The 25,591-nt window shown below is 64.4% G+C and carries 26 protein-coding genes; 7 read left to right on the top strand and 19 right to left on the bottom strand.

Going from position 1 to position 25,591, the window contains the following annotated elements; all coding sequences use genetic code 11:
• Positions 1–362: phage infection protein (locus tag ABIB24_RS21135; protein WP_354317132.1), on the bottom strand; the 362-nt coding region annotated here is incomplete at its 3' end.
• 341 nt (positions 363–703) lie between these two features.
• Here ABIB24_RS21135 and ABIB24_RS21130 point away from each other — a divergent pair.
• Positions 704–2,770, top strand: coding sequence for an AsmA family protein (locus ABIB24_RS21130; protein WP_354317131.1), 2,067 nt, complete (start codon positions 704–706; stop codon positions 2,768–2,770).
• Between the two features lie 129 nt (positions 2,771–2,899).
• Here ABIB24_RS21130 and ABIB24_RS21125 read toward each other — a convergent pair whose 3' ends face one another.
• Together ABIB24_RS21125 and osmE are read right to left on the bottom strand one after the other, a co-directional pair.
• Complete coding sequence (locus ABIB24_RS21125; RefSeq protein WP_025340810.1) at positions 2,900–3,430, bottom strand: ferritin-like domain-containing protein; 531 nt, start codon at positions 3,428–3,430, stop codon at positions 2,900–2,902.
• Positions 3,431–3,478: 48 nt separating this feature from the next.
• Positions 3,479–3,820: an osmotically-inducible lipoprotein OsmE gene (gene osmE, locus ABIB24_RS21120; RefSeq protein ID WP_015271980.1), complete on the bottom strand. Its 342-nt coding sequence runs from the start codon at positions 3,818–3,820 to the stop codon at positions 3,479–3,481.
• A gap of 123 nt (positions 3,821–3,943) precedes the next feature.
• Here osmE and ABIB24_RS21115 point away from each other — a divergent pair, with 123 nt between their 5' ends.
• Positions 3,944–4,834 (top strand): esterase/lipase family protein, encoded by an 891-nt coding sequence (locus tag ABIB24_RS21115; RefSeq protein ID WP_274120272.1) that lies wholly within the window; start codon positions 3,944–3,946, stop codon positions 4,832–4,834.
• Here ABIB24_RS21115 and ABIB24_RS21110 read toward each other — a convergent pair.
• Positions 4,831–5,703 carry a DMT family transporter gene (locus tag ABIB24_RS21110; protein ID WP_025340808.1) on the bottom strand — a complete coding sequence of 291 codons (873 nt, stop codon included), beginning with the start codon at positions 5,701–5,703 and terminating at the stop codon, positions 4,831–4,833. The genes ABIB24_RS21115 and ABIB24_RS21110 overlap by 4 nt on opposite strands.
• Before the next feature lie 226 nt (positions 5,704–5,929).
• Here ABIB24_RS21110 and ABIB24_RS21105 point away from each other — a divergent pair, with 226 nt between their 5' ends.
• The 3 genes from ABIB24_RS21105 to ABIB24_RS21095 all read left to right on the top strand — a co-directional run bounded on the left by ABIB24_RS21105 (position 5,930) and on the right by ABIB24_RS21095 (position 8,147).
• Positions 5,930–6,718, top strand: a complete 789-nt coding sequence (locus ABIB24_RS21105; protein WP_354317130.1) for an AraC family transcriptional regulator — start codon at positions 5,930–5,932, stop codon at positions 6,716–6,718.
• Between the two features lie 62 nt (positions 6,719–6,780).
• Entirely contained in the window at positions 6,781–7,068 is a 288-nt protein-coding gene (locus tag ABIB24_RS21100; RefSeq protein WP_354317129.1) for a PsiF family protein, read from the top strand.
• Between the two features lie 71 nt (positions 7,069–7,139).
• Complete coding sequence (locus tag ABIB24_RS21095) at positions 7,140–8,147, top strand: AI-2E family transporter (protein WP_025340806.1); 1,008 nt, start codon at positions 7,140–7,142, stop codon at positions 8,145–8,147.
• 34 nt (positions 8,148–8,181) lie between these two features.
• On the opposite strand, the gene ABIB24_RS21090 is transcribed toward ABIB24_RS21095, so the two are convergent.
• Positions 8,182–9,453 (bottom strand): Hsp70 family protein, encoded by a 1,272-nt coding sequence (locus tag ABIB24_RS21090; RefSeq protein WP_085587946.1) that lies wholly within the window; start codon positions 9,451–9,453, stop codon positions 8,182–8,184.
• Positions 9,454–9,617: 164 nt separating this feature from the next.
• On the opposite strand from ABIB24_RS21090, the gene cbpA reads away from it, so the two are divergent.
• The gene (cbpA, locus tag ABIB24_RS21085) at positions 9,618–10,571 is read left to right on the top strand and encodes a curved DNA-binding protein (protein WP_025340804.1); all 954 of its coding nucleotides are present in this window, start codon (positions 9,618–9,620) and stop codon (positions 10,569–10,571) included.
• 2 nt (positions 10,572–10,573) lie between these two features.
• Entirely contained in the window at positions 10,574–10,879 is a 306-nt protein-coding gene (locus ABIB24_RS21080; RefSeq protein ID WP_025340803.1) for a chaperone modulator CbpM, read from the top strand.
• Positions 10,880–11,033: 154 nt separating this feature from the next.
• Here the strand turns inward: ABIB24_RS21080 and ABIB24_RS21075 are convergent, their stop codons facing one another.
• The 14 genes from ABIB24_RS21075 to ABIB24_RS21010 all read right to left on the bottom strand — a co-directional run bounded on the left by ABIB24_RS21075 (position 11,034) and on the right by ABIB24_RS21010 (position 25,538).
• On the bottom strand, positions 11,034–11,549 hold the full coding sequence (locus tag ABIB24_RS21075; RefSeq protein ID WP_274120273.1) for a GNAT family N-acetyltransferase: 516 nt from the start codon (positions 11,547–11,549) through the stop codon (positions 11,034–11,036).
• A 31-nt stretch (positions 11,550–11,580) separates the two neighbouring features.
• Positions 11,581–12,279, bottom strand: a complete 699-nt coding sequence (urtE, locus tag ABIB24_RS21070) for an urea ABC transporter ATP-binding subunit UrtE (protein ID WP_274120274.1) — start codon at positions 12,277–12,279, stop codon at positions 11,581–11,583.
• 145 nt (positions 12,280–12,424) lie between these two features.
• The gene (gene urtD, locus ABIB24_RS21065) at positions 12,425–13,282 is read right to left on the bottom strand and encodes an urea ABC transporter ATP-binding protein UrtD (RefSeq protein WP_025340801.1); all 858 of its coding nucleotides are present in this window, start codon (positions 13,280–13,282) and stop codon (positions 12,425–12,427) included.
• Positions 13,279–14,358 carry an urea ABC transporter permease subunit UrtC gene (gene urtC, locus ABIB24_RS21060; RefSeq protein ID WP_025340800.1) on the bottom strand — a complete coding sequence of 360 codons (1,080 nt, stop codon included), beginning with the start codon at positions 14,356–14,358 and terminating at the stop codon, positions 13,279–13,281. The genes urtD and urtC overlap by 4 nt, the downstream gene beginning before the upstream one ends.
• Complete coding sequence (urtB, locus tag ABIB24_RS21055; RefSeq protein WP_274078585.1) at positions 14,358–15,845, bottom strand: urea ABC transporter permease subunit UrtB; 1,488 nt, start codon at positions 15,843–15,845, stop codon at positions 14,358–14,360. The genes urtC and urtB overlap by 1 nt, the downstream gene beginning before the upstream one ends.
• A gap of 138 nt (positions 15,846–15,983) precedes the next feature.
• Positions 15,984–17,249, bottom strand: coding sequence for an urea ABC transporter substrate-binding protein (urtA, locus tag ABIB24_RS21050; RefSeq protein ID WP_013974390.1), 1,266 nt, complete (start codon positions 17,247–17,249; stop codon positions 15,984–15,986).
• A 186-nt stretch (positions 17,250–17,435) separates the two neighbouring features.
• Entirely contained in the window at positions 17,436–18,842 is a 1,407-nt protein-coding gene (gene cycA, locus ABIB24_RS21045) for a D-serine/D-alanine/glycine transporter (protein ID WP_354317128.1), read from the bottom strand.
• Between the two features lie 237 nt (positions 18,843–19,079).
• Positions 19,080–20,447, bottom strand: coding sequence for a PepSY-associated TM helix domain-containing protein (locus ABIB24_RS21040; RefSeq protein ID WP_286918078.1), 1,368 nt, complete (start codon positions 20,445–20,447; stop codon positions 19,080–19,082).
• A 58-nt stretch (positions 20,448–20,505) separates the two neighbouring features.
• Positions 20,506–22,557, bottom strand: a complete 2,052-nt coding sequence (locus ABIB24_RS21035; RefSeq protein ID WP_354317127.1) for a TonB-dependent copper receptor — start codon at positions 22,555–22,557, stop codon at positions 20,506–20,508.
• Positions 22,558–22,625: 68 nt separating this feature from the next.
• The gene (locus tag ABIB24_RS21030; RefSeq protein WP_025340795.1) at positions 22,626–23,057 is read right to left on the bottom strand and encodes a DUF2946 domain-containing protein; all 432 of its coding nucleotides are present in this window, start codon (positions 23,055–23,057) and stop codon (positions 22,626–22,628) included.
• A gap of 23 nt (positions 23,058–23,080) precedes the next feature.
• A complete protein-coding gene (locus ABIB24_RS21025) occupies positions 23,081–23,566 on the bottom strand; it encodes a copper chaperone PCu(A)C (protein WP_003257539.1) in 486 nt (161 codons plus the stop codon).
• Between the two features lie 47 nt (positions 23,567–23,613).
• Positions 23,614–24,003: a DUF2946 domain-containing protein gene (locus tag ABIB24_RS21020; protein ID WP_286918075.1), complete on the bottom strand. Its 390-nt coding sequence runs from the start codon at positions 24,001–24,003 to the stop codon at positions 23,614–23,616.
• A 216-nt stretch (positions 24,004–24,219) separates the two neighbouring features.
• Entirely contained in the window at positions 24,220–25,074 is an 855-nt protein-coding gene (locus ABIB24_RS21015) for an SPFH domain-containing protein (protein WP_061550630.1), read from the bottom strand.
• 26 nt (positions 25,075–25,100) lie between these two features.
• Positions 25,101–25,538, bottom strand: coding sequence for an NfeD family protein (locus ABIB24_RS21010; RefSeq protein ID WP_025340792.1), 438 nt, complete (start codon positions 25,536–25,538; stop codon positions 25,101–25,103).
• Positions 25,539–25,591 lie beyond the last annotated feature (53 nt).

Genomic DNA, 25,591 nt, shown 5'->3' with positions numbered 1-25,591 from the left:
GCAACGCGGCCACTACGTTCGATCAGGCGATCGGAGCCACCTTCGGCAACACGGCCACTACGTTCGATCAGGCGATCGGAGCCACCTTCGGCAACACGGCCACTACGTTCGATCAGGCGATCCGAGCCACCTTCGGCAACGCGGCCACTACGTTCGATCAGGCGATCGGAGCCACCTTCGGCAACACGGCCACTACGTTCGATCAGGCGATCGGAGCCACCTTCGGCAACGGTTTTCAGCGGCTGGGCGATTTCGGCAGCGCTGGAGCGCGATTCGGCGGTCAGGTGTTGCTCGTCGGCTGGCAGGGCAAAAGCGTTGGCGGCCAGGATGGACAGGGTCAGGGTCAGCAGATGGCGTTTCATGATTTCGGTGCTCCTCTCGGGGGCTGGAAAGTGGGTACGGAGCCAATGCTACGCCGGGTAACGCCAGAGAGAAGTTCATACGGGTAATGGTAACAATCGACCGTATTGATAGAGGTTGCAACCTGCTCTAGAAAGCACTTTCCAGGCTGGAAGGTGGCAATTTGATGGCGATGTATGCGGGTAACACGTATGGCCTGGCGCGACGAATTGCTGAGCAAAAGGCCAGGAAAAACTTCGCTATCATGGCGCCATCGATAAAACCCCACGGGTTTTCATCAGTCCGAGATATTGAGTGCCACCGCTGCACCTGTTCTGTGCCATACCGCAAGGAGAATCACGCAATGACGCGTCCCGCCAGAATCCTCGTCTGGACCTTCACCAGCCTGCTGACCCTGCTGGCGATCCTGGTGGTGGTGATCGCCACCTTCGACTGGAACCGCGTCAAGCCCCTGCTCAACGAGAAAGTCTCCGAGGCCCTGCAGCGGCCCTTCGCGATCAATGGCAACCTTGCCGTGGACTGGCGCACCGAACCAGAAGAGGGGGGCTGGCGTGCCTGGGTGCCCTGGCCGCACTTTATTGCCGAAGACCTGACCCTGGGCAACCCCGAGTGGCTCAAGGAACCGAAGATGGTCGGCCTGGAGCGCGTGGCGTTCCGCCTGGCGCCGCTGCCGCTGCTGTTCCAGCAGATCAGCATCCCGCGCATCGACCTGACCAAGCCCACAGCCAGCCTCACCCGCCTGGCCGATGGCCGCGCCAACTGGGCCTTCGACTTCGGCCCCAAGGATGAAAACGCAGAGCCTTCCAAATGGCAGCTGGACATTGGCGCCATCGGCTTCGACCAGGGCAATGTCAGCTTCGATGACCAAACCCTGAAAACCAGCATGAAGGTGCAGATCGACCCGCTGGGCAAGCCTGTCCCGTTCAGCGACATCGTCGGCAAGGCCAGCGCCGAGAAGGCCGGTGCCGCGCAGGACTACGCCTTCGGGCTCAAGGCCCAGGGCCGCTACAAAGGCCAGCCGGTGTCCGGTACCGGCAAGATCGGCGGCCTGCTGGCCCTGCAGGACGCCAGCCAGCCGTTCCCGCTGCAGGCTGACGTGCGCATCGCCGACACCCATGTGGTGCTCGCCGGCACCCTGACCGACCCGCGCAACCTCGGCGCCCTCGACCTGCGCCTGCGCCTGTCCGGGGCCAGCCTGGGCAACCTCTACCCGCTGACCGGCGTAACCTTGCCCGACACCCCGGCCTATTCCACCGACGGCCACCTCAGCGCCAACCTGCACGCGGCGCAAGGGGCGACCTTCAACTACCAGGGCTTCAACGGCAAGATCGGTGACAGCGATATCCACGGCGACCTGGCCTTCGTTGCCAGCCAGCCACGGCCCAAGCTGTCCGGCAACCTGGTGTCCAACCAGTTGCTGTTCAAGGACCTGGCGCCGCTGATCGGCGCCGACTCCAACGCCGAGCAGAAGGCCCGCGGGGGTGCCAGCAAACAGCCGGCGGGCAAGGTGCTGCCGGTGGAAGAGTTCCGCACCGAGCGCTGGCGCGCGATGGACGCCGACGTCACCTTCGCCGGCAAGCGCATCGTGCACAGCGCGCAACTGCCGTTCAACGACCTGTCGGCCCACGTGATACTGGAGGACGGTCTGCTGCGCCTGGAGCCCCTGCGTTTTGGCGTGGCTGGCGGCAACCTGGCTTCCAGGATCCGCCTGGATGGCCGCAACGTACCGTTGCAGGGGCGTGCCCGGCTGACGGCGCGGGGCTTCAAGCTCAAGCAGTTGTTCCCCTCCTTTGCACCGATGCAGACCAGCTTCGGTGAGTTGAATGGCGATGCCGATATCAGTGGCCGGGGCAACTCGGTGGCCGCCTTGCTGGGCACGGCCAATGGCGACCTGCGCATGTTGATCAACGATGGTGCCATCAGCCGCAGCCTGATGGAGATTGCCGGGTTGAACGTGGGCAACTATGTGGTCGGCAAGCTGTTTGGCGATGAGGATGTGAAGATCAACTGCGCGGCCGCCGATGTGGGCATCAAGGATGGCCTGGCGACCACGCGTCTGTTCATCTTCGATACCGAGAACGCGATCATCTACATCAACGGCACGGCCAATTTCGCCACGGAGCAGCTGGACCTGAAAATTACCCCTGAATCGAAAGGGTTGCGGCTGTTCTCGCTGCGCTCGCCGCTGTATGTGCGCGGGCCGTTCGCCAAGCCCAGTGCCGGGGTGCAGGCGGTGCCGCTGGCGTTGCGCGGGGCGGGGATGGTGGCGTTGGGTGTGGTGGCCGGGCCGGCGGCGGGGTTGCTGGCGCTGATTGCGCCTAGCAGCGGGGATGATCCCAACCAGTGCACGCCGCTGTTGCAGCAGATGAAGGCGGGCAAGGCGCCGGCGGTGGTGAAAGAGAGGAAATAGCAGGGGGCCGCTTCGCAGCCCATCGCGACACAAGGCCGCTCCTACAGGGAATCGCGCAAATCTGCCGAGACGCGATCCCTCTGTAGGAGCGGCCTTGTGTCGCGATGGGGCGCAAAGCGCCCCCAGCAATCACAAGCCTTGCAACAGGTCGGACATATCGTCCGCGTGCTCTTCTTCCTGCGCGAGGATGTCTTCAAAAATCCGCCGCGTAGTCGGATCTTTATCCCCAATGTACCGAATGATCTCGCGATAGCTATCGATGGCGATCCGCTCCGCCACCAGGTCTTCCAGCACCATCTCCTTCAATGAAGTGCCCGCCACATATTGGGCATGAGACCGCTTGCTCAGGTTGTCCGGGTTGAAATCCGGCTCTCCACCTAACTGCACGATCCGTTCGGCAAGCTTGTCGGCGTGCTCGGCTTCCTGGTTGGCATGCTCGAGGAATTCATCGGCAGCCACGCTGGCCTTGATGCCGCTGGCCATGAAGTAGTGACGCTTGTAGCGCAGCACGCAGACCAGTTCGGTGGCCAGTGAATCATTGAGCAGGCGCAGGATCTGTTGGCGATCAGCATCGTAACCCTCGGTCACCGCACCTTGCTCGACATGCTGGCGGGCACGTTCGCGCAGGGTTTGTACATCGGTCAGTTCAGTCGCATTCATGTTCATCTCCTGGAACATCAGGGTGGTCATGGATATGGCCTGGAAGGCTCAGGCGCCGTGGACGGCGTCGCTGTCTTCTTCGCGTTGTTTGCAAGTCTTGAAGCCCTTGGCGTCGACATGGCCGGTGGCGTCGAAGCGCACGTAGTAGGGCTGCTGGTGGCCATCGTGGTTGAGGATGTAGTCGTTGCAGGTGCCGCCATGGGGGAGGTCGATCACGTTGGACGGGCTGCCGCCGATGGCGATGACTTTCTGCATGGTCATGCCTTTTTCCACCTGCTTGACCAGCGGCTCGTCGCGGTAGGTGACGTAGTCCACCGGGTTTTCCGGGCGGCTGCCGCAGGCGGCGAGGGTGGCGCTTGCCAGAAGGATTGCCAGGGTCTGCTTGTACATGGTCCCGCTCCTTGCAAAGGGTATGTGTGGTTTGGAACCGCAGCGCGCGCCGGGAGTTCGATTGCGATGGTCATCAAGGCCGCTGTAGTGTTGGCCGGTCGTCCACGGAAAGGGGCTGGGGCAATGCAGCAGGAATTGGCCACGCGATACCCGTTGGTGCTGGTGCCGGGCATGCTCGGTTTTGTCCGGGTAGTGCTCTACCCCTACTGGTTCGGCATCGTGCCGGCCCTGCGCAAGGGCGGGGCGCAGGTGTTCCCGGTGCAGGTTTCGCCACTGCATTCCAGCGAGGTGCGCGGCGAGCAGTTGCTGGCCATCATCGAAGACATCTGCCAGCGCACCGGAGCGGAAAAGGTCAACCTCATCGGCCACAGCCAGGGTGCCCTGAGCGCGCGCTACGCAGCTGCCAGGCGGCCCGGGCGGGTGGCTTCGGTCACTTCGGTGGCGGGGCCCAACCATGGCTCGGAACTGGCCGACTACCTGGAGCGTACGGCACCGGGCGATTCCCCGCAGGGGCGCATCCTGAAGGCTGTGCTGCATGGCTTGGCCGTGCTGCTGGTGTGGCTGGAAACCGGCTGGCGCCGCGACCCGCTGCCGGTGGATGTACACGCCTCGCACCAGTCGTTGACCAGCGCCGGGGTGGCGCTGTTCAACCAGGCTTATCCACAGGGGTTGCCAGACACCTGGGGTGGGGAAGGGGCCTATGAGGTCGATGGCGTGCGCTATTACTCCTGGTCAGGCACCTTGCAGCCCGGCCTGACCGACCAGCGGCGCAACCGTTTCGACGGCAGCAGCCACTTCTGCCGCCTGTTCGCGCGCAGTTTCGTCAAGGAAAAGGGCCATTGCGACGGTATGGTCGGGCGCTTCAGTTCGCACCTGGGGCAGGTGATCGGCGACGATTACCCGCTCGACCACCTGGATATCGTCAACCAGTCGCTTGGTGCGGTGGGCAAGGGTGCCGAACCGGTGCGGCTGTTCACCGAACATGCCGCCCGGCTCAAGGCGGCAGGGCTCTAACGACGGATCGGTGTGGTCCAGCGCTCGGCCAGCACCACGCCCGCCAGGGTCAGCAGGCCGCCGACCAGGTGATAGCGGGCCAGCTGCTCGTCGAGCACCACGGCGGCGATCAGTGCCGTGACCAGCGGCAGCAGGTTGAAGAACAGCGTGGTGCGGCTGGGCCCCAGGCGGTGCACGGCCTGCATCCACACCAGGGGTGCGATCATCGAGGCCAGCACGCAGGCGTACAGCACCAGGCCGATGTTGCGGTTGTTCAGGCCAGTCTTGTCCGACAGCACGAACAGCGGCAGCAGCACGACGATGGCTACCAGCACCTGCAGGTACAGCAGCTGCATCGGTGGCAGTCGCAGCTGCCATTTCTTCAGCAGGAAGCTGTACAGCGCGTAGGCCAGTGTGGCCACCAGCATCAGCAGGTCGCCGCTGTTCAGGCCTTGTTGCAACAGGCTGGCGGGGTGGCCGGCGCTGACCACTTCAAGCACGCCGAAAAATGACACCAGCGCGCCCAGCAGGGCGCCGTAGCTCAGGCGCTGGCCCAGCCAGGCGATGGACAGTGCCAGTGACATCAGTGGCATCAGCGAGAGGATGATGCCCATGTTGGTGGCGCTGGTGATGCCGGCGGCGAAGTAGGCCAGGCTCTGATACAGCGCCATGCCCAGCACGCCCAGCACGAAAACCTTGCCCAGGTGCGGGCGAATGGCCGCGCGATTGCGCCACACGGCGGGCAGCAGGAACGGGGTGAACAACAGCGCGGCCAGCAGCCAGCGGTAGAAGCCGATCTCGGCGGGGTGGATGGCGCCGGCGGACATCTTGGTGACCACGGTGTTGCCGGCCCATATCAGGATGGCGGTCAGGGGGAACAGGTAGTTCATGTAGCAGGTTACTCGTTTTGGACTGATTGGGGCTGCTTTGCAGCCCATCGCGACACAAGGCCGCTCCTACAGGTATCGCACAGGCCCGGAAGACAACGCGGGTCCCTGTAGGAGCGGCCTTGTGTCGCGATGGCCTGCGCAGCAGGCCCCGATGACAGCCATTATCAACTGTCTGTCCACAAGCCTATACTCCTATCCAGACAACCCACCCCGCAAAGCAGACAGCATGCCGCGCAAATACCTCGACATTCCCCAGTTCACCCGGCTCCCGGGCCCGGTGTACTTCCGCCACGACGAGTTCGGTGCCGACACCCGCAGCGCCCTGCATCGCCACGCCTGGGGCCAGCTCAACTACACCGCCCACGGCGTGATGCACCTGGAGGTCGCCGGCCAGCACTTCCTGTCGCCGCCGCAATACGCCGTGTGGGTGCCGCCCGACACCGAGCATGGCTGCTACAACCCGCAGGCCATCGTCTACCGTTCGGTCTACCTGGACTGCAGCCTGTGCGCCGCACTGCCGCAGCAACCGTGCAGCCTGATGATCAGCGACATCCTCAAGGCCATCCTCGCCGACTTCGCCCGGCGCGACCTGCGGGTGGCCGAGGGCGAGCGCGACCAGCGCCTGGTGCAAGTGCTGCTCGACCAGTTGCTGCTGGCGCCAACTCAGGCTTGCTACCTGCCGTTTGCCCACAGCGAGGGCTTGCGCCAGGTGCTCGATGCCCTTGGTGCCGAGCCGGGCGACAACCGCCCGCTGGGCGAATGGGCCGCCCAGATTCATGTCAGCGAACGTACTTTGGCCCGGCAGTTCCTGCGCGAGCTGGGCATCAGTTTTGGTGAATGGCGGCTGCGCCTGCGCTTTTTGCGCGCCATCGAGGCGCTTGAAGCCGGCCAGCCGATCCAGGCCATCGCCTTCGACCTCGGCTACAGCAGCGCCTCGGCGTTCATCGCCATGTTCCAGCGCCAGGCCCAGTGCACGCCCGAGCAATACCGCCGCCAGGCACGGGCAGGGCGTTGAAATTCTTGGCTACACTCAGCTCGACCCCCGTGCATCGGGCGCGGAGCCAAGGAGACTACTCCATGAAAGTGCTGCAAATCCCCTTACTGGTAGTGGCGGTGTTGTTCAGCGCCCAAGGCTTCGCCGCCAATACCGCGCAGCAGGAAAAGATGAAAACCTGTAACGCCGACGCCACCGCCAAGGCCCTCAAGGGCGATGAGCGCAAAGCCTTCATGAGCACCTGCCTGAAGAAGGACGTGCCGCAAACCCAGCAAGAAAAGATGAAAACCTGCAACGCCGACGCCACCACCAAGGCCCTGAAGGGTGACGAGCGCAAAGCGTTCATGAGCGACTGCCTGAAGAAGAAATGACCTGCGCCTATGCCTGCAGACGTAAGGCTGGCAGACTGCGGGTCTTTCCCGTTGTCTGCCGTTGAGGCTGTATGACCTTCACCCCCCGCCAGGTCACCCTGGCCAGCTGGATCATCGTGTTTGCCGGCCTGTTGCTGGCGTTACCCCTGAAATTGCTGCCGAGCCTGCTGGCCGGCCTGCTGGTGTTCGAGCTGGTCAACATGCTCACGCCGCGGCTGCAGCCGCTGATTGCCGGGCAGCGTGCCCGCTGGCTGGCTGTAGCGCTGCTCGGCACGCTGGTGGTCAGCACCCTGACCCTGCTGTTTGCCGGTGCTTTCAGCTTTTTGCTGCACGAGGCGGAAAACCCCGGGGCTTCGCTGGACAAGTTCATGGCCCTGGTGGAGCGCGCCCGCGGGCAGCTGCCGCCGTTCATCGAAGGCTACCTGCCGGCCAGTGCGGCGGAGTTCAAGGTGGCCATCGGTGACTGGATCAAGAGCCACCTGAGCGACCTGCAGCTGGTGGGCAAGGGCATGGCGCACATGTTCGTCACCCTGTTGATCGGCATGATCCTGGGCGCCATCGTCGCCTTGCAGCGCATCCCCGACATCTCCCGGCGCAAGCCGCTGGCGGCGGCGCTGTTCGAGCGCCTGAGCCTGCTGGTGCAGGCGTTTCGCAACATCGTCTTCGCGCAGATCAAGATTTCGCTGCTCAACACCACCTTCACCGGCATCTTCCTGGCCGTGGTGCTGCCGATGTTCGACGTGCACCTGCCGCTGACCAAGACGCTGATCGTGCTGACCTTCCTGCTGGGCCTGCTGCCGGTGATCGGCAACCTGATGTCGAATACCCTGATCACCATCGTCGGCCTGTCGCTGTCGATCTGGGTGGCGGCGGCGGCGCTGGGTTACCTGATCGTCATCCACAAGGTCGAGTACTTCCTCAACGCGCGGATCGTGGGCGGGCAGATCAGTGCCAAGTCGTGGGAACTGCTGCTGGCGATGCTGGTGTTCGAAGCGGCGTTCGGGCTGCCGGGGGTGGTGGCGGGGCCGATCTACTATGCCTACCTGAAGAGTGAGCTGAAGCGGGCCGAACTGGTCTGAGATTGCTGGGGCCGCAAAGCAGCCCCAGAAGGGATCAGGCTACGCCGTAACGCTTGCGCGCCTCGATGGCCAGCCCGCTACCAATGCTGCCAAAGATGTTGCCTTCCACATGCCGCGCATTCGGCAGCATCGCCGACACGCTGTTGCGCAGCGCCGGAATCCCGCTGGAACCGCCGGTGAAGAACACTGTATCGACCTGTGTTTCGCTCACTCCAGCCTTGGCCAGCAGTTCGCTCACGCTACCACGCACCCGCTCCAGCAACCCTTCGATAGCCCCCTCGAACAGCGCTCGTGACAGGTCCACGCCCAGCTCGCGCTCGATGCGGCCGAGGTCGACGTGGCGGCTCTGCTGCTCGGTCAGCTCGATCTTGCTGGCCTCCACTTCCATCGCCAACCAGTGGCCGGCACGCTCTTCGATCAGCTTGAACAGGCGGTCGATGCCCAACGTGTCCTCGATGTCATAGCGCATGCTGCCCAGCGCCAGCTGCGACTTCTGCGAGTACAGAGCGTTGATGGTGTGCCAGGTGGCGAGGTTGAGGTGATAGCTGGTCGGCATCAGCGCGCCGCTCTTCATGCGGCTGCCGTAGCCGAACAGCGGCATCACGCCCTGCAGGCTCAGCTGCTTGTCGAAGTCGGTACCGCCAATGTGCACACCGCCGGTGGCGAGGATGTCGCTCTGGCGCTCGGCCACCAGGTGGCGCTCGGGCGACAGGCGGATCAGGGTGAAGTCCGAGGTACCACCGCCAATGTCGACGATCAGCACCAGCTCTTCGCGGCTGATGCTCGACTCGTAGTCGAAGGCCGCGGCAATCGGCTCGTACTGGAACGACACATCCTTGAAGCCGATCTTGCGCGCCACTTCGGCCAGGGTGTCCTCGGCCTCCTGGTCGGCGGCCGGGTCTTCGTCGACGAAGAACACGGGGCGGCCCAGCACCACCTGCTCGAACTCGCGCCCGGCAGCGGCCTCGGCGCGTTTTTTCAGCTCGCCGATGAACATGCCCAGCAGGTCCTTGAACGGCAGGGCGCTGCCCAGCACGCTGGTGTCGTGCTTGATCAGCTTGGAGCCCAGCAGGCTTTTCAGCGAACGCATCAGGCGGCCTTCGTAGCCTTCCAGGTACTCGTGCAGTGCCAGGCGGCCATATACCGGGCGACGCTCCTCGATGTTGAAGAACACCACCGAGGGCAAGGTGATCTTGCCGTCTTCCAGGGCAATCAGCGACTCGACGCCGGGGCGGTGCCAGCCGACCGTGGAGTTGGAGGTGCCAAAGTCGATGCCCAGGGCGCGGGCCGGGGATACGTCAGACATGGGGAATGAGCTTCCGGAGGCAAAACGGCCGCGCAGTGTATGCCAGTTGGCTACAGAATCAAGACCGGTCGTCTGCCATGGAGCAAACCCAAGGCGGTCTTGAAAGGCTATGCTTGACCCCTATCTTCTTTTGCAACAAGCACATTCACATTGGTGATCCATAGATGGACTTCAAAGACTATTACAAGATACTCGGCGTAGAGCCCACGGCGGACGACAAGGCGATCAAGGCCGCGTACCGCAAGCTGGCACGCAAGTATCACCCCGATGTCAGCAAGGAGCGCGACGCCGAGGAAAAATTCAAGGAGGCCAACGAGGCCTACGAAGTGCTGGGCGACGCGCAGAAACGTGCCGAATTCGACGAAATCCGCAAGTACGGCGGCCAGCATGGCCGGCCGTTCCAGGCACCACCGGGCTGGGAAAGCCGCGGCGGTGGCGGTGGTTTCGAAGGCGGTGATTTTTCCGACTTTTTCAGCTCGATCTTTGGTGGCCGGGGCGGCAACCCGTTCGGTGGTGCCCGGCAGCAGCAACGCAGCGCCGGCAGGCGGGGGCAGGACGTGGAGCTAGAACTGGCGGTATTCCTTGAAGAGACCCTGAGCAAGGAGTCCAAGCAGATCAGCTTCCAGGTGCCGCAGACCAATGCCATGGGCCAGCGCACCGGCTTCACTACCAAGACCCTGAACGTGAAGATCCCGGCAGGGGTGACCGACGGCGAGCGCATCCGCCTCAAGGGCCAGGGCGCGCCGGGCAGTGGTGGCGGGGCCAATGGCGACCTGTTCCTGACCATTCGCATGGCACCGCACCCGCTGTTCGATGTCGAAGGTCATGACCTGATCATCACCGTGCCGCTGGCACCGTGGGAGGCAGCACTGGGCGCCAAGGTGGCCGTGCCGACCCTGGACGGCAAGATCAACCTCACCATCCGCCCCGACAGCCAGAGCGGCCAGCGCCTGCGCGTACCGGGCAAGGGCCTGGCCAACAAGAGTGGCGAGCGCGGCAACCTTTACGCGCAACTGAAAGTGGTCATGCCGCCAGCATCCGACGAGTCTGCCCGCGAATTGTGGACCAAGCTTTCCGAGAAGGCTGCGTTCAACCCGAGGACACAATGGAGTAAGTGATCATGAGCAGCACCCTGATCGTTCAACTGGACATGCGTACCTTGTGTCAGGAGGCCGATATCACGGCTGACTGCGTGATCGAAATCGTCGAGCACGGCATTGTCGAACCTTCCGGGCGAACGCCGGAGGACTGGTTGTTCGACGATCAGGCGCCGTTGTTGGCCAAACGTGCGGCGAAGCTGCATCAGGAGCTGGAACTGGAGTGGGAAGGGGTGGCGCTGGCGCTGGAACTGCTGCAGGAAGTGCAGCAGTTGCGCAGCGAGAACAACATGCTGAGGCAGCGGTTGGGCAGGTTTACCCAGATGTAGGCCGTTGCGGCTAACCCCTGTAGGAGCGGCCTTGTGTCGCGATGGGCTGCGCAGCAGCCCCGGCAATCTTGAGATGAAGCAAAGCTCTGGGGCTGCTGCGCAGCCCATCGCGACACAAGGCCGCTCCTACAGGGATCGTGTGAGGCCTGGTTTCTCAGCTTGGTTCTGCCCCCGGGTTCAGCACCAGCTGCATGAAGGTCAAGTCCAGCCACCGGCCAAACTTCACCCCCACCTGCGGCATCTGCCCGGTCACCACGAAGCCCAGCCGCTCGTGCAGGCGCACCGACGCTGCATTGCCGCTCTCGATGGCCGCCACCATCACATGCTTGCCACACGCGCGCGCACGCTCGACCAACGCCGCCATCAGTACCGGACCCAGCCCCTTGCCACGCTGGTCGCCGCGGATATACACCGAATGCTCAACGGTAAGGCGAAAGCCCTCGAACGGCCGCCAGTCGCCAAACGACGCATAGCCCAGCACCCCGCTCTCATCCACCGCCACCAGGATCGGGTAACCCTGCTGCGCACGTGCGGCAAACCAGGCCAGGCGGTTGGCCAGGTCCACCGGGGTTTCGTTCCAGATCGCCGTGGTGTTGCGCACCGCGTCGTTGTAGATGTCGAGGATGCCTGGCACGTCGGTAGGCAGGGCGTCGCGGATTTCATGACTCATGACAGCGTCTCGCAGGGTAGTTGCTTGCAGATTAAATGGTTACCAGCCCGCGCACACCTTCGGCCTGCATGTTTTCACCGCGCCCCCGCTGGATGATCTCGCCACGGGCCATCACCAGGTACTGGTCGGCCAGCTCCTCGGCGAAGTCGTAGAACTGCTCCACCAGCAGGATTGCCATGTCGCCACGCTCGGCGAGGCGGCGGATGACTGCGCCGATCTCCTTGATCACCGAAGGCTGGATACCCTCGGTGGGCTCGTCGAGGATCAGCAGGCGCGGACGGCTGGCCAGGGCGCGGCCGATCGCCAGCTGTTGCTGCTGGCCGCCGGACAGGTCACCGCCACGGCGTTGTTTCATCTGTTCCAGCACGGGGAACAGTTCGTAGATGAAGGGCGGTACCTCCCGAGCTTCACGGGCGGGGAAGCGCGAAAGGCCCATCAGCAGGTTTTCTTCGACAGTGAGGCGCGGGAAGATCTCGCGGCCTTGGGGCACGTAGGCGATGCCGGCGTGGACCCGTTGCTGGGGCTTGAGGCTGGTGATCGGCCTGCCTTCCCATTCGATGCTGCCGTCGCGCGCCGGAACCAGGCCCATCAGACAGCGCAGCAGGGTGGTCTTGCCCACGCCGTTGCGGCCCAGCAGGCAGGTGACTTCGCCGACCTTGGCTTCGAAGGACAGGCCCCGGAGGATATGGCTGCCGCCGTAGTACTGGTGCAGGGTGTCGATTTTCAGCATGTGTGGTTCCTGGGAAATCTGCTTTGCCTGTGCCGGCCCTTTCGCGGGTAAACCCGCTCCCACAAGGACCGCGCAGCTCTTCAGGCCTGTGCCGTACCTGTGGGAGCGGGTTTACCCGCGAAGAGGCCGGCACAGGTATCCATATCTAGCGGCCCAGATACACCTCGACCACCCGCTCATCCGCCTGCACCTGCTCCAGCGACCCTTCCGCCAGCACGCTGCCCTGGTGCAGCACGGTCACATGGTCGGCAATGCTGCCGACAAACCCCATGTCATGCTCCACCACCATCAGCGAATGCTTGCCAGCCAACCCCTTGAACAGCTCGGCGGTGAACTCGGTCTCGGCATCGGTCATGCCTGCCACCGGCTCGTCCAGCAACAGCAGTTGCGGCTCCTGCACCAGCAACATGCCGATCTCCAGAAACTGCTTCTGCCCATGCGACAGCAAGCCCGCCTGGCGCTGGGCCAGCGGCAGCAGGCGCAAGGTGCCCAGCACCTCCTCGATGCGCTGGCGCTGCTCACCACCCAAGCGCGCAGCCAGGCTGGCCCATACCGACTTGTCGGTCTTCAGCGCCAGTTCCAGGTTTTCGAACACCGTCAGCGCCTCGAACACCGTGGGCTTCTGGAACTTGCGGCCTATGCCGGCCTGGGCGATCTGGTATTCGCTCATGCGGGTCAGGTCGAGGGTGTCACCGAAATAGGCCGTACCGTTGTCGGGCCGGGTCTTGCCGGTGATCACATCCATCATCGTGGTCTTGCCGGCCCCGTTGGGGCCGATGATGCAGCGCAGCTCGCCCACGCCGATGTACAGGTTCAGCGCGTTCAGCGCCTTGAAGCCATCGAAGCTGACGCTGATGTCTTCCAGGCTCAGCACCGTGCCGTGGCGGGTGTCGAGGCCGGCCTTGCGGCTGTGGCCCAGGCCGATGGCGTCACGGCTGGCGCCGAGGTTGTCGAACACCGGTTCGAGCATGAATTCCGGGTGGACCGGGGGCACGCCTCTCATGGCTGGCTCCTTTTCTTCAACAGGCCGACCACGCCCTTGGGCAGGTACAGGGTGACGAGGATGAACAACGCGCCGAGGAAGAACAGCCAGAACTCCGGGAAGGCCACGGTGAACCAGCTTTTCATGCCATTCACCAGGCCGGCGCCGAGCAGCGGGCCGATCAAGGTGCCGCGCCCGCCCAGGGCCACCCACACGGCGGCTTCGATGGAGTTGGTCGGCGACATCTCGCTGGGGTTGATGATGCCCACCTGCGGTACGTACAGCGCACCGGCCAGGCCGCACAGTACGGCGCTGAGCACCCACACCAGCAACTTGAAGCCGCGCGGGTCGTAACCACAGAACATCAGGCGGTTCTCGGCGTCGCGCACGGCGGTGAGCAGGCGGCCGAACTTGCTGCGGGTGAGGCGCCAGCACAGGTACAGGCTGGCCAGCAGCAGGCCGACAGTGAGCAGGAACAGCACCGCGCGGGTGCCTTGGGCGGCAATGTCGAAGCCAAGGATGGTGCGAAAGCTGGTAAAGCCGTTGTTGCCGCCAAAGCCGGTTTCGTTGCGGAAGAACAGCAACATGCCGGCGAAGGTCAGCGCCTGGGTCATGATCGAGAAGTACACGCCCTTGATCCGCGAGCGGAAGGCGAACCAGCCGAACACCAGCGCCAGCAACCCGGGCGCCAGCACCACCAGGCACAGGGCCCAGGCGAAATGCTGGGTGCCAGCCCAGTACCACGGCAGCTCGCTCCACGACAGGAAGGTCATGAACCCTGGCAGGCCGTCACCGGCGGCCTGGCGCATCAGGTACATGCCCATGGCGTAGCCACCGAGGGCGAAGAACAGCCCGTGGCCCAGCGACAGCAGCCCGGCGTAGCCCCAGACCAGGTCCAGGGCCAGGGCGACGATGGCGTAGCAGAGGATCTTGCCGACCAGGGTCAGGGTGTAGGCCGACACTTGCAGGGCATGGTCCGCCGGCAGCAGCGACAGCAGCGGCAGGGCCACCAGCAGCAGGACGACGACGGCGCCGATGGCCAGGGTCAGGCGTGGCCCGGCCTTTTGCGTAGCGGTGACAAGCAGTGGCTGGTTCATCAGTCGATTACCCGTCCCTTGAGGGCGAACAGGCCTTGCGGGCGCTTCTGGATGAACAGAATGATCAACGCAAGGATGAGGATCTTGCCGAGCACGGCGCCGATCTGCGGCTCCAGCAGCTTGTTGGCGATGCCAAGGCCGAAGGCTGCCCACAGGCTGCCGGCCAACTGGCCGACGCCGCCGAGCACCACCACCAGGAACGAGTCGATGATGTAGCTCTGGCCCAGGTCCGGGCCGACGTTGCCGACCTGGCTCAGGGCCACGCCGCCGAGCCCGGCGATGCCCGAGCCGAGGCCGAAGGCGAGCATGTCTACGCGCCCGGTGGACACGCCGCAGCAGGCGGCCATGTTGCGGTTCTGGGTGACCGCGCGCACGTTCAGGCCCAGCCGTGTGCGGTTGAGCAGCAGCCAGGTGAGCAGTACCACGGCCAGGGCGAAGCCGATGATCACCAGGCGGTTGTATGGCAGCACCAGGTTGGGCAGTAGCTGGATGCCCCCCGACAGCCAGGCCGGGTTGCTGACTTCGACGTTCTGCGCGCCGAACAGCAGGCGGATGGCCTGGATCAGGATCAGGCTGATGCCCCAGGTCGCCAGCAGGGTTTCCAGTGGGCGGCCATACAGGTGGCGGATTACCGTGCGCTCCAGCGCCATGCCGACCCCGGCACTGATGGCGAACGCCACCGGCAGGGCGATCAGCGGGTAGAACTCGATGGCGCCGGGGGCATAGCGCTGCAGCAGTACCTGGACCATGTAGGTGCTGTAGGCGCCGAGCATCAGCATTTCACCGTGGGCCATGTTGATCACCCCGAGCAGGCCGAAGGTGATGGCCAGGCCAAGGGCTGCCAGCAGCAGGATCGAGCCCAGCGACAGGCCGCTGAAGGCCTGGCCGAGCAGTTCGCCCACCAGCAGCTTGCGCTGCACCTGGGCCAGGCTGGTTTCGGCGGCGGTGCGCACGCCCGGGTCGGTTTCCGCGTTGGGTTGCAGCAAGGCTTCGAGGCGGGTGCGGGCCAGCGGGTCACCGGTTTCGCCGAGCAGGCGAACGGCGGCCAGGCGTACTGCCGGTTCGCTGGCGCCCAGTTGCAGGTTGGCCAGGGCCAGGCCGAGGGCGGCGTGCACGGCGGCATCTGGTTCGCTGGCGAAGCGCCGGTCGATGAAGGCCATTTGCGCCGGTTGCGCGCTTTTCTGTAGTTGTTGGGCAGCGGCCAGGCGGATGTCGCTGTTGTCGCTGAGCAACTGGTGGCTGGCCAGGGCATTGTCGATCAGGCCGCGCAGGCGGTTGTTCAGGCGCACCTTGCGCGTGTCGTCGGCGGCGATGCGGCCTTGGCGCAGGTTGTCCAACAGGGCCAGGCGTGCGGTATCGGGCTGTGCGGCCCAGCCTTCGAGCAGGCGGGCTTGCTCGGCGGGCTTGGCAGCGAGGAAGAATTCGCCCTCGCTGGCCTGGGTTACCAGGGGCAGCAGAAGCAGAAGGGTGAGCAGGAATCTGAGCATGCGAGTAATCCTGAAAATCGGCGTTGGATTCTTCGCGGGTGAACCCGCTCCCACAGGGATCGCAAAAGTCTCAGACCTTGCACCGTACCTGTGGGAGCGGGTTTACCCGCGAATGGGCCGCGCAGCGGCCCCATGCACTCAGTTACCTTTCACGGCGTAATCAGGGCGCTTGTCGTTGCCGGGAATGAACGGGCTCCATGGCTGCGCCCGTAGCGGTTGCTCGGTTTCCCACACCACGCTGAACTGCCCGTCATCCTGGATCTCGCCGATCATCACCGGCTTGTGCAGGTGGTGGTTGGTCTTGTCCATGGTCAGGGTGAAACCGGACGGCGCCTCGAAGCTTTGCCCGGCCAGTGCCTCGCGCACCTTGTCGACATCGGTGGACTTGGCTTTCTCCACCGCCTGCGCCCACATGTGGATGCCCACGTAGGTGGCCTCCATCGGGTCGTTGGTCACCGCCTTGTCGGCGCCTGGCAGGCCCTTGGCCTTGGCGTAGGCCTTCCAGTCGGCGACGAATTTCTGGTTGACCGGGTTATCCACCGACTCGAAGTAGTTCCATGCCGCCAGATGGCCCACCAGCGGCTTGGTGTCGATGCCGCGCAGTTCTTCTTCGCCCACCGAGAACGCCACCACCGGCACGTCGGTGGCCTTCAGGCCCTGGTTGGCCAGCTCCTTGTAGAACGGCACGTTGGAGTCGCCGTTGACCGTGGAGATGACCGCGGTCTTGCCACCGGCGGAGAACTTCTTGATGTTGGCGACGATGGTCTGGTAATCGCTGTGGCCGAACGGCGTGTACACCTCTTCGATGTCCTTGTCGGCCACGCCCTTGCTGTGCAGGAAGGCACGCAGGATCTTGTTGGTGGTGCGCGGGTAGACGTAGTCGGTGCCCAGCAGGAAGAAGCGCTTGGCGCTGCCGCCGTCTTCGCTCATCAGGTACTCCACGGCCGGGATGGCCTGCTGGTTGGGCGCGGCGCCGGTGTAGAACACGTTTGGCGACATCTCTTCACCTTCGTACTGCACCGGGTAGAACAGCAGGCCGTTGAGCTCTTCGAACACCGGCAGCACCGACTTGCGTGACACCGAGGTCCAGCAGCCGAACACCACTGCCACCTTGTCCTGGGTCAGCAGCTGTCGGCTCTTTTCAGCGAACAGCGGCCAGTTGGAGGCCGGGTCGACCACCACCGGTTCGAGCAGCTTGCCGTTCACGCCGCCCTTGGCGTTGATCTGCTCGATGGTCATCAGCGCCATGTCCTTGAGCGAAGTCTCGGAAATGGCCATGGTCCCCGACAGCGAATGCAGGATGCCGACCTTGATGGTTTCGGCGGCCTGGATGCTCCAGCTCAGGCCCATTGCGGCAATCGATGCGCTAAGGGTGAAGGCCTTGATCAGACTGCGTCGCTTCATGTGCTCTCTCCGCTGAGTTTTTATGTGTTGGGCAAGCGGGGAGGGGTGTTGCAAGGGGTGTGCCTAACGGCGGAAGGTGCGCAATAGAGGGGTTGTGCGAGGTGTTGGGGCGTTGGTTGGATCCAGGTTGGTGCCTGATGGATTTGTGTGCACAGGATTGGGGCTGCAAAGCAGCCCCCAGGGCCATCAGCCGTTACGCACTGCCGTGCGCGGATGGCGCTTGCTGCGCACACCCTGATAGGTCACCGCCAGCAGCACGAACCAGATCGGCGTCACCAGCAACGCCGCGCGGGTATCGTCTTCCAGGCTCAGCAACACCAGGATGAAGGCAAAGAACACCAGGCACACGTAGCACATGAAGCGCCCGCCCGGCATCTTGTACTTCGAGGCCTGGTGCAGTGCCGCGCGGTGGTTGCGGTACTTCAGGTACGACAGCAGGATCAGTGTCCAGACGAACATGAACAGCACCGCCGAAACGGTGGTGACCAGGGTGAATGCCTCGACCACGTTCGGCACCAGGTAGATCAGCACTGCACCCAGTAGCAGGCAGGTGCAGGAGAAGTACAGGCCGTTGGCTGGTACCGAGCGGCTCGACAGTTTCTCGAAGGCCTTGGGTGCGTCACCCTCCTGGCTCAGGCCGTAGAGCATGCGGCTGGTGGAGAACACGCCGCTGTTGGCCGACGAGGCCGCCGAGGTCAGCACCACGAAGTTGATGATGCTTGCCGCCGCTGGCAGACCGGCCAGCACGAACAGCTCCACGAACGGGCTCTTGCCCGGCACCACGTCGCGCCATGGGGTCACGGCCATGATCGCGATCAGCGCCAGCACGTAGAACACGATGATCCGTACCGGGATCGAGTTGATCGCCCGTGGCAGGGTGCGTTCCGGGTTCTTCGCTTCGGCGGCGGTGGTGCCTACCAGCTCGATGCCGACGAAGGCGAACACGGCGATCTGGAAGCCGGCGAAGAAGCCCATCAGGCCATTGGGGAACATGCCACCGTCATTCCACAGGTTGGCCAGTTGCGCGGTGCGCCCGCTGGGCGAGGTGAAGCCGGTGATGACCATGTACAGGCCGGTGACGACCAGGCCGATGATGGCGACGATCTTGATCAGGGCGAACCAGAACTCCATTTCACCGAACATCTTCACCGTCACCAGGTTCAGCGACAGCAGCAGCCCTACGCAGGTCAGCGCCGGTATCCACTGCGGCAGTTCGGGGAACCAGAACTGCGTATAGGCCGCGATCGCGACCACGTCGGCGATGCCGGTGACTACCCAGCAGAACCAGTAGGTCCAGCCGGTGAAGTAGCCCGCCCAGGGGCCGAGCAGGTCGGCGGAGAAATCGATGAACGACTTGTAGTTGAGGTTCGACAGCAGCAGTTCGCCCATGGCGCGCATGACGAAGAACAGCATGAAGCCGATGATCATGTAGACGAAGATGATCGACGGCCCGGCCAGGCTGATGGTCTTGCCCGAGCCCATGAACAGGCCGGTACCGATCGCGCCACCGATGGCGATCAGCTGGATGTGGCGGTTGGTCAGGTTGCGCTGCAGATGCTGTTCATCTGGCGCTGTGGGTGAGGTTTGCGTCATAGGCTGCATTCCGTTGGACAGTCGGTCGTCTTGTCAGAGGTAGCCGGCTAGGCTAACACGCGCGTTCCAGTTCGGGGCGCGACAGATCGACTCGACTTTTGGGGAGCAGTGTTGTGCCTGTGCCGGCCTCTTCGCGGGTGAACCCGCTCCCACAGGGACCGCGCTGCCCTCAGGCTTGGCGCAGAAACTGTGGGAGCGGGTTTACCCGCGAAAGGGCCGGCACAGACGAAGCAAGGCTCAGGCGCTGGCCAGCACCCGGCCGCGCCTGACTACCAGACTATCCACCAGCCACATCACCACCATCGACACCCCCACCAGCGGGAACATCAACCCCAGCACCAGCATCACCCCCACCGCTACTTTCCAGCGCGGCAGGTCATGGCGCAGCGGCGGCACACCCAACCCGCCGGCCGGCCTGCGCTTCCACCACATCACCAGCCCGCTCACCGAGCCCAGCAAGATCATCAGGCACACCAGCAGGATGATGATCTGGTTGAATGCCCCGAACATCTTGCCTTCATGCAGCATCACACCCAGCTCGGTGGCACGGGCGACCGGGCTGTAGTCCTGCCAGCGCACATCGGCCAGCACCTTGCCGGTGTACTGGTCGACATGCAGGGTGGCGTCGTTGCGCGGGTCGTCGGCGAATACGGCGATGGTGAACACGCCATCGGCCGTGGTCGGCGCGGTGATGCTGTAACCCGGTTCGACCTGGCGCGCGGTAGCGATATCTTCGACCTGCTGCAGGCTTATCTGTGGCGCTGCCGGCGCGCTCGACATCATGTGATGCCCGGCATGTTCGGCGTGTGCACCGGACTGCGGCATCGGCGTGTTTTCCATCGCCCAAGGCACGGTCTGGCGGTGCGCGCTGTTGAGTTCACCCGCCTGCTGGTCCGACTTGGGCACGTCGTTCCACATGGCCGCCGGAAAGCGGTTCCACAAGTCGGCGTACTGCTTGCCCCACAGGCCGGTCCAGGTCATGCCGCTGACCAGCATCAGCAGCAACAAGGCCGAGCCCCAGAAGCCGGTCACCGCATGCAGGTCGCGCCAGAACAGTCGGCCGCGTGCCGACAGCCGTGGCCACAGCACCCCAGCGCCATTGCGCCCGCGTGGCCACCACAAGTACAGGCCCGATACCACCAGCACGATGCCCCAGCCCGCGGCCAGCTCTACCAGGCGGTCACCGACCGTGCCGACCATCAGTTCGCCATGCAGGGCGCGGGCGATGGCCTGCAGGTTCTGCTTGCCATCCTGTTCGCCGAGGACTTTGCCGCTATAGGGGTCGACGAACACGTTCAGTTCGCGCCCGGCGTCATGTACCACGAATTGTGCGCTGCGTTCGGCGTCCAGCGGCGGCAGGTACTGGCCAACGTGGCCCTCGGGGTAGGCCTTGCGCACCTCGGCCAGCATCGTGTCCGCGCCCTGTCGGTGGTGGCCGGCTTCGACCACCATCAGCTCGCGGTACAGCAGCGGGTCGAGCTGCGGCTTGAACAGGTAGATTATCCCGGTGATTGCCAGCAGGATCATGAACGGGGCCACGAACAGCCCCGCATAGAAGTGCCAACGCCAGGCCAGGTTGTAGAAGTTGATGCGTGTTCCTCTCATGGGAACCTCCTGTTTGACCAGCAGATGGGCGCGACCTGCGCCGCGCCCGTTGTTGTTGTCAGAAGCTGAAGTCGACCTTGGTCCAGAAGGTCCTGCCTGGCTCGTTGACCGGCTGTGGATCGGTAGCCGGGTAGCCGAACCCGGCGTTCCCGGCCAGGTTCAAGTGCTCGGCGTAGGTCTTGTCGAATAGGTTGTCGACCCCCGCGCTGAGCTTGAGGTGGTTGCTTACCTTGTAGGCGCCATTGAGCGAGAACACGCCGAAGCCGGCGCTCTTGTCGTAGTCCTTGCCGACCACGTTGCTCTGGTTCTCAGCGATGCGGTTCTGCGCCGCCACCAGCCGCCACAGTGCGCCGACGCTCCAGGCATCGCGGCTGTAGGTCAGGCCCAGGCGGCTTTCCAGGGGCGGCATTTGCGGTAGTGCCGTGCCGTCACTGCTGTTCTTGCCCCAGGCGTAGGCCAGCGTGGCATCGGCCTTCCAGTTTTCCGTCAGCTGGTAGGCCGCGCCCAGTTCGCCGCCCATGATGCGGGCGTCGATGTTGCGAGCCTGGGAGCTCATTCCCTGGTAGTCGAACAGGATGTAATCGCGGATCTGCCCGATGTAGCCAGACGCCCAGGCTTCCATGCGCTCGTCACGGTACTGGACACCGAAGTCGAGCTGGGTGGTCTTCTCTGGTTTGATACCGTCGAAAGCATTGGCCGCACCGGGTGGTGCCAGCTTGGGCGAGAACAGCTCCCAGTAGTCGGGGAAACGCTGGGCATGACCAAGGCCGATGTACGTGGTGGCCGGGATGGCTGCCAGGTCGTGCTCGTAGCGGACAAAGCCGCTGGGCAGGGTATCGGCGCGGGTGTCGCCGTTGGTGGCGCTGGTTGCGCGGAAGTCGCGGGCCGAGGCGCGGTCCAGGCGGGCACCGGTAATCATGCGGTCCTCACCGCTGACGTACCAGGTCAGCTCGCCGAATGCACCGTAGTTGTGGAAGTCGGCGTCCTTGGTCCAGGCCTGGCCCTTGTGCGCGTCCACACCCATGCCGCCGCGTTTGCGATGTTCGTTGGTCTGCGCGTCGATGCCGCCGATCAGTTGCACATCGGCCCAGCGCCAGGTGGCCTTCATGCGTGCGCCCATGGTGCGGCGGTCGACGTTGCTGACCATCGGCATGCCCATCATGCCGCTGCCCGAAGGCGTGCGCAGGCTGTAGTTGTCCATCACGTGGTCGGCGTAGTTGTAGTAGACCTGCGCCTCGACCTTGTCGAGCACCTCGCCGAGGTTGGACTTTTCGAAACGCAGGCCCAGGCTTTCGCGTTTGAACTGCGAACCGTCCATGCCACGCCCGGCATAGCGGGCCTCACCATCGCCCTTGCCGGCGGTGAGTTCCAGCAGGGTGTCCTGGTCGGGGGTCCAGCCGAGAGCGACATCGCCGTTCCACTTGTCCCAGCGTGACGGCACGGTGTTGTCATCGCCGTCGTGGTAGTCGTCCGAGCGCGACTGGTTGCCGACGAAGCGGGCGTAGGCCTGGTCGTTGCCGGCGGCAGTGTCCAGTACCTTGTCGAAGCGGCCGTTGGAGCCGGCCAGCAGGCTGGCATTGACCCGGCTGCCGAGGGTGCCGAACTTTTCCGGCTCGCGCTCGAAGAGGATGGTGCCCGCCGAGCCGCCCGGACCCCAGATCACGCTTTGCGGGCCTTTGATCACGGTCAGGCGGTCGTAGGTTTCCGGCGAAATGTACGACGTGGGGGCGTCCATGCGGTTGGGGCAGGCGCCCAGCATCAGGCCGCCATTGGTGAGGATGTTCAGGCGCGAGCCGAACATGCCGCGCAGTACCGGGTCACCGTTGGTGCCGCCGGCGCGGATGGCCGAGAAGCCGGGGATGGTCTTCAGGTAGTCGGCGCCATCGCTGGCCGGCACCGGCTGGCGCGGGTCTTTCGGGTTGGTGACCACGGTCAGCGGCGAGCTCGGGGCCACCGCGGTGATCACCGTCGGGCTCAGCTCGGGGGCGTCGTGTGCATGGCCTTCATGGCCTGGGTCGGCGGCCAGGGCCACGGGTGCGAGCAGCGAGCCGCACACGGCGGCGATGGTCCCACGCAGGGACAAGGCAAAAACAGGGGTGCAGCCGGACATAATGATTCCAGTCGATCAGTCATGAGTCAGCGCGAAGCCTCCTGGCTCCGTGCGCAAAAAATGTGGGTTCAGACGTTGATCGAGGAAGGTGGGGCGCGGCTGCGCGCGCCGGGGAATACAGCCTGCCGGGCATGGCCCTGGCGCGTAGGTGCGAACAGGTGGGTGGTGGGTACGACGCTGCCGGCACTGAGCGGGCTGAGGGCCTGGGGCAGGGCCGGGCAGTTGAACAACAGGCTGCAGTAACCGCACTTTTCCCACATCACATGCAGCTGGCCATCTCCAGCCTGGCCGTGATGGGTGTCGCCGCCATGCTGATGGGCGGTGGCCATCGGCATGTCCATCGGCATGCTCATGCCGGCGTGGTGGTCCATCGGCATCGACTGGGAAATCAGCGGGCCGATGAAGATCATCCACATGGCGAACAGGCTCAGCCATCCGCCACCGGCGCGCCTGCGGTCAGGGCGGGTGGTACGGCTGATGCTGTTGCGCGGCAGGCTCATGGCGAGTGCCTTTCAGCGGGTGATCAGTGCGCGTGTTCGTGGGCTTGCGGCTGGTCCGTCGGCGCCTGCTTCTGCACGGCCACATCGACGGTGATATCGCCGGCCTTTTCGAAGTGCAGGGTCAACGGGAAGCGCTTGCCGTCGCTGAGCAGGCTGCGGTCCTTGGGCTGCATCAGCATCACATGGTAGGCGCTGGGGGCGAAGGTCAGGTCCTTGCCTGCGGGCACCACCACGCTGGGCACCTGCTGCATCTTCATGGCACCGCTGGCGCTCATGGCATGCTCGTGCAGTTGTGCGTCATCGCTGATGGGGCTGTCGACACCGAGCAGGCGGTCGTCGGCCTGGCCATTGTTGTGCACCACGAAATACGCCGCGACGTTGGGGGCGTTGGGGGGTAGCTGCAGTGACCAGGGGTGGGCGATGTGCAGGTCACCCACGCTGTATTCGTGGGCATTGGCAAAGGCGCCGGGCAGCAGCAGGGCGGCCATGACGAGGGCGTGCTTGAGCATGGTGAATCTCCGTTTCTGTTCAGGTTCAGGCAGACAGCGTGAAGAACTCAGGCCAGCGGAGAGGCACGGGGGTTGAGCGCCGGCCAGAGTTGGCGCGGCGTGGCGTGGTAGTCGGCGGGTGATGGCAGCAGGCCGGCGAGCAGTATCGGCGGGTTGTGCAGCTGCGGCGGGTAGCCGGGCAGGGCCAGCAGTGGCGCGGCACCGGAGCAGCACCAGCAATTCATCATGCTGGCGCTGTCGTCGCTTTGCGGGCCGAGGTCGATCTTGGCCAGGGCCTGGACGTCGACCTTGGCCTTGTTGGCCATGCTGGAACAGAAGGCCCCCCACAGCAGCTGCTCGGCCGGGCCCTTGGGCGCGGCGGAAGACAGCGGCATGGCCAGCAGGTTGAACAGCACTGCAAGGCAGGCTATCCAGGCGATGTGCCGACGTGGGGGCATGGAGAGATCCGGTCAGGAATCGTGGTGGGTATTGTAAGGCGGAGTATAGGTAAAAATGGCGGGGTGCGGTGAAGTGACGCAGGCATGCTGTTGAAGCGGTGTCGCCTGCTTCGCGGGCACGCCCGCTCCCACAGGATTATCACCGGCCCAGGGGCAGCGGGTAACCTGTAGGAGCGGCCTTGTGTCGCGATGGGGCGCAAAGCGCCCCCAGCATTATCAAGCCTTGTTGCGGCCCATCAGCCCACGCACGGTCTCCTGCAGGTCCGCCGGCAGCACCACCACCTTGGCATTGCTGCTGCCCGCCAGGTTCTCCATCGCCCCCACATAGCGCTCGCCCAGCAGGTACATCGCCGGCACGGTCTCGTTGCCGACCGCGTCCTTGACCAGCGTAATCGCCCGCGCCGAGGCCTCGGCCAGGCTGATCTGCGCTTCGGCATCCAGCCTGGCAGCCTGCAAGCGTGCTTCTGCTTCCAGGATCGCCGCCTGCTTGGCCCCTTCGGCACGGGTCACGTCGGCCTTGCGCTCACGCTCTGCTGCCGCCTGGCGCTCCATGGCCAGTTGCATGTTCTCCGAGGGCTTGATGTCCTGGATTTCCACCGAGCGTACGGTCACGCCCCAGTCTTCGGTCTGCTCGGACATCGCCTCGCGCAGGCGTGCCTTGATCTGCTCGCGGCTGGACAGCGCTTCGTCCAGGTCCATGGCGCCGACGATGGCGCGCAGCGAGGTCATGGTCAGGCTGGTGACGGCGAACGAGAAGTCCTGCACGCCATAGGAGGCCTTCTGCGGGTCGACCACCTTGGCGAAGCACAGGGCGTTGGCGACGATCACCGCGTTGTCCCGGGTGATGATTTCCTGCTGCTGCACATCGAGGATGATGTCCTTGGTCGGCAGGCGGTAGGCGACCACATCCATGTACGGGATGACGATGTTCAGGCCGGGCTTGAGCGTGCTTTGGTAGCGGCCCAGGCGCTCGACGACCCATTCCTCGCCCTGGGGCACGATGCGCACCCCCTTGAACACGGTGATCAGGACGAACAGGGCAATGGCGACGACGACGATGAGGCTGGTCATGATGCGAAATTCCTTTTAGTGCGGATTCAGGCCCGGATGACCCGGGCGGTGTTCCCTTCGATGGCGGTCAGTCGTACCCGCTCGCCGGCCGCGATCTCGCTGTTGGCGACGCAGGTCCATTCCTCGTTGCCGAGGATAGGCTTCTGGAAGCGCACACGGCCTTTCTGGAACTCCGATACACCAGCAGTCAGCAGCCCCACTTCACCGATCACGCTTTCGGCGGTCCAGCGCACGTCTGGTTGCTTGCGCCGGAACAGCTTGAACCACAGTGCCGTGGTGACTGACGACATCAGCACCCACAGCAGCACCTGCATGTCCAGTTGCAGGCTGGGGGCGGCCAGCGAAATGAGCGACACCAGCACGGCGCCGATGCCGAACCAGAGGATGAAGAACGTCGGCAGGACCAGTTCGAGCAGGATCAGCGCGATGCCGAAGACCAGCCAGATCCACCATTGCATTTCCATATGGGTAGCGCCTTCCGGGAGGGAGTGCCGAGTTTAAGGTAGCAGTGCGGCAC

Origin of the sequence: Pseudomonas sp. UYEF17, assembly GCF_040546125.1 — a bacterium.
Taxonomy (GTDB): Bacteria; Pseudomonadota; Gammaproteobacteria; order Pseudomonadales; family Pseudomonadaceae; genus Aquipseudomonas; species Aquipseudomonas putida_Z.
This window is presented reverse-complemented; position numbering and strand designations above follow the sequence as displayed.

What these genes read in the sequence shown, in the direction of transcription:
- ABIB24_RS21100 (WP_354317129.1), top strand. Translation starts at nt 6,781, where the DNA reads ATGAAAGTGCTGCAAATCCCCTTACTGGTAGTGGCGGTGTTGTTCAGC.
- urtC (WP_025340800.1), bottom strand. Translation starts at nt 14,358, where the DNA reads ATGAACCAGCCACTGCTTGTCACCGCTACGCAAAAGGCCGGGCCACGC.
- ABIB24_RS21025 (WP_003257539.1), bottom strand. Translation starts at nt 23,566, where the DNA reads ATGCTCAAGCACGCCCTCGTCATGGCCGCCCTGCTGCTGCCCGGCGCC.
- urtE (WP_274120274.1), bottom strand. Translation starts at nt 12,279, where the DNA reads ATGCTGAAAATCGACACCCTGCACCAGTACTACGGCGGCAGCCATATC.
- ABIB24_RS21125 (WP_025340810.1), bottom strand. Translation starts at nt 3,430, where the DNA reads ATGAATGCGACTGAACTGACCGATGTACAAACCCTGCGCGAACGTGCC.
- ABIB24_RS21105 (WP_354317130.1), top strand. Translation starts at nt 5,930, where the DNA reads ATGCCGCGCAAATACCTCGACATTCCCCAGTTCACCCGGCTCCCGGGC.
- urtA (WP_013974390.1), bottom strand. Translation starts at nt 17,249, where the DNA reads ATGAAGCGACGCAGTCTGATCAAGGCCTTCACCCTTAGCGCATCGATT.
- ABIB24_RS21035 (WP_354317127.1), bottom strand. Translation starts at nt 22,557, where the DNA reads ATGTCCGGCTGCACCCCTGTTTTTGCCTTGTCCCTGCGTGGGACCATC.
- ABIB24_RS21015 (WP_061550630.1), bottom strand. Translation starts at nt 25,074, where the DNA reads ATGACCAGCCTCATCGTCGTCGTCGCCATTGCCCTGTTCGTCCTGATC.
- cbpA (WP_025340804.1), top strand. Translation starts at nt 9,618, where the DNA reads ATGGACTTCAAAGACTATTACAAGATACTCGGCGTAGAGCCCACGGCG.
- osmE (WP_015271980.1), bottom strand. Translation starts at nt 3,820, where the DNA reads ATGTACAAGCAGACCCTGGCAATCCTTCTGGCAAGCGCCACCCTCGCC.
- ABIB24_RS21110 (WP_025340808.1), bottom strand. Translation starts at nt 5,703, where the DNA reads ATGAACTACCTGTTCCCCCTGACCGCCATCCTGATATGGGCCGGCAAC.
- ABIB24_RS21010 (WP_025340792.1), bottom strand. Translation starts at nt 25,538, where the DNA reads ATGGAAATGCAATGGTGGATCTGGCTGGTCTTCGGCATCGCGCTGATC.
- urtD (WP_025340801.1), bottom strand. Translation starts at nt 13,282, where the DNA reads ATGAGAGGCGTGCCCCCGGTCCACCCGGAATTCATGCTCGAACCGGTG.
- ABIB24_RS21020 (WP_286918075.1), bottom strand. Translation starts at nt 24,003, where the DNA reads ATGCCCCCACGTCGGCACATCGCCTGGATAGCCTGCCTTGCAGTGCTG.
- ABIB24_RS21130 (WP_354317131.1), top strand. Translation starts at nt 704, where the DNA reads ATGACGCGTCCCGCCAGAATCCTCGTCTGGACCTTCACCAGCCTGCTG.
- ABIB24_RS21040 (WP_286918078.1), bottom strand. Translation starts at nt 20,447, where the DNA reads ATGAGAGGAACACGCATCAACTTCTACAACCTGGCCTGGCGTTGGCAC.
- ABIB24_RS21095 (WP_025340806.1), top strand. Translation starts at nt 7,140, where the DNA reads ATGACCTTCACCCCCCGCCAGGTCACCCTGGCCAGCTGGATCATCGTG.
- ABIB24_RS21090 (WP_085587946.1), bottom strand. Translation starts at nt 9,453, where the DNA reads ATGTCTGACGTATCCCCGGCCCGCGCCCTGGGCATCGACTTTGGCACC.
- ABIB24_RS21030 (WP_025340795.1), bottom strand. Translation starts at nt 23,057, where the DNA reads ATGAGCCTGCCGCGCAACAGCATCAGCCGTACCACCCGCCCTGACCGC.
- ABIB24_RS21075 (WP_274120273.1), bottom strand. Translation starts at nt 11,549, where the DNA reads ATGAGTCATGAAATCCGCGACGCCCTGCCTACCGACGTGCCAGGCATC.
- ABIB24_RS21080 (WP_025340803.1), top strand. Translation starts at nt 10,574, where the DNA reads ATGAGCAGCACCCTGATCGTTCAACTGGACATGCGTACCTTGTGTCAG.
- ABIB24_RS21115 (WP_274120272.1), top strand. Translation starts at nt 3,944, where the DNA reads ATGCAGCAGGAATTGGCCACGCGATACCCGTTGGTGCTGGTGCCGGGC.
- cycA (WP_354317128.1), bottom strand. Translation starts at nt 18,842, where the DNA reads ATGACGCAAACCTCACCCACAGCGCCAGATGAACAGCATCTGCAGCGC.
- urtB (WP_274078585.1), bottom strand. Translation starts at nt 15,845, where the DNA reads ATGCTCAGATTCCTGCTCACCCTTCTGCTTCTGCTGCCCCTGGTAACC.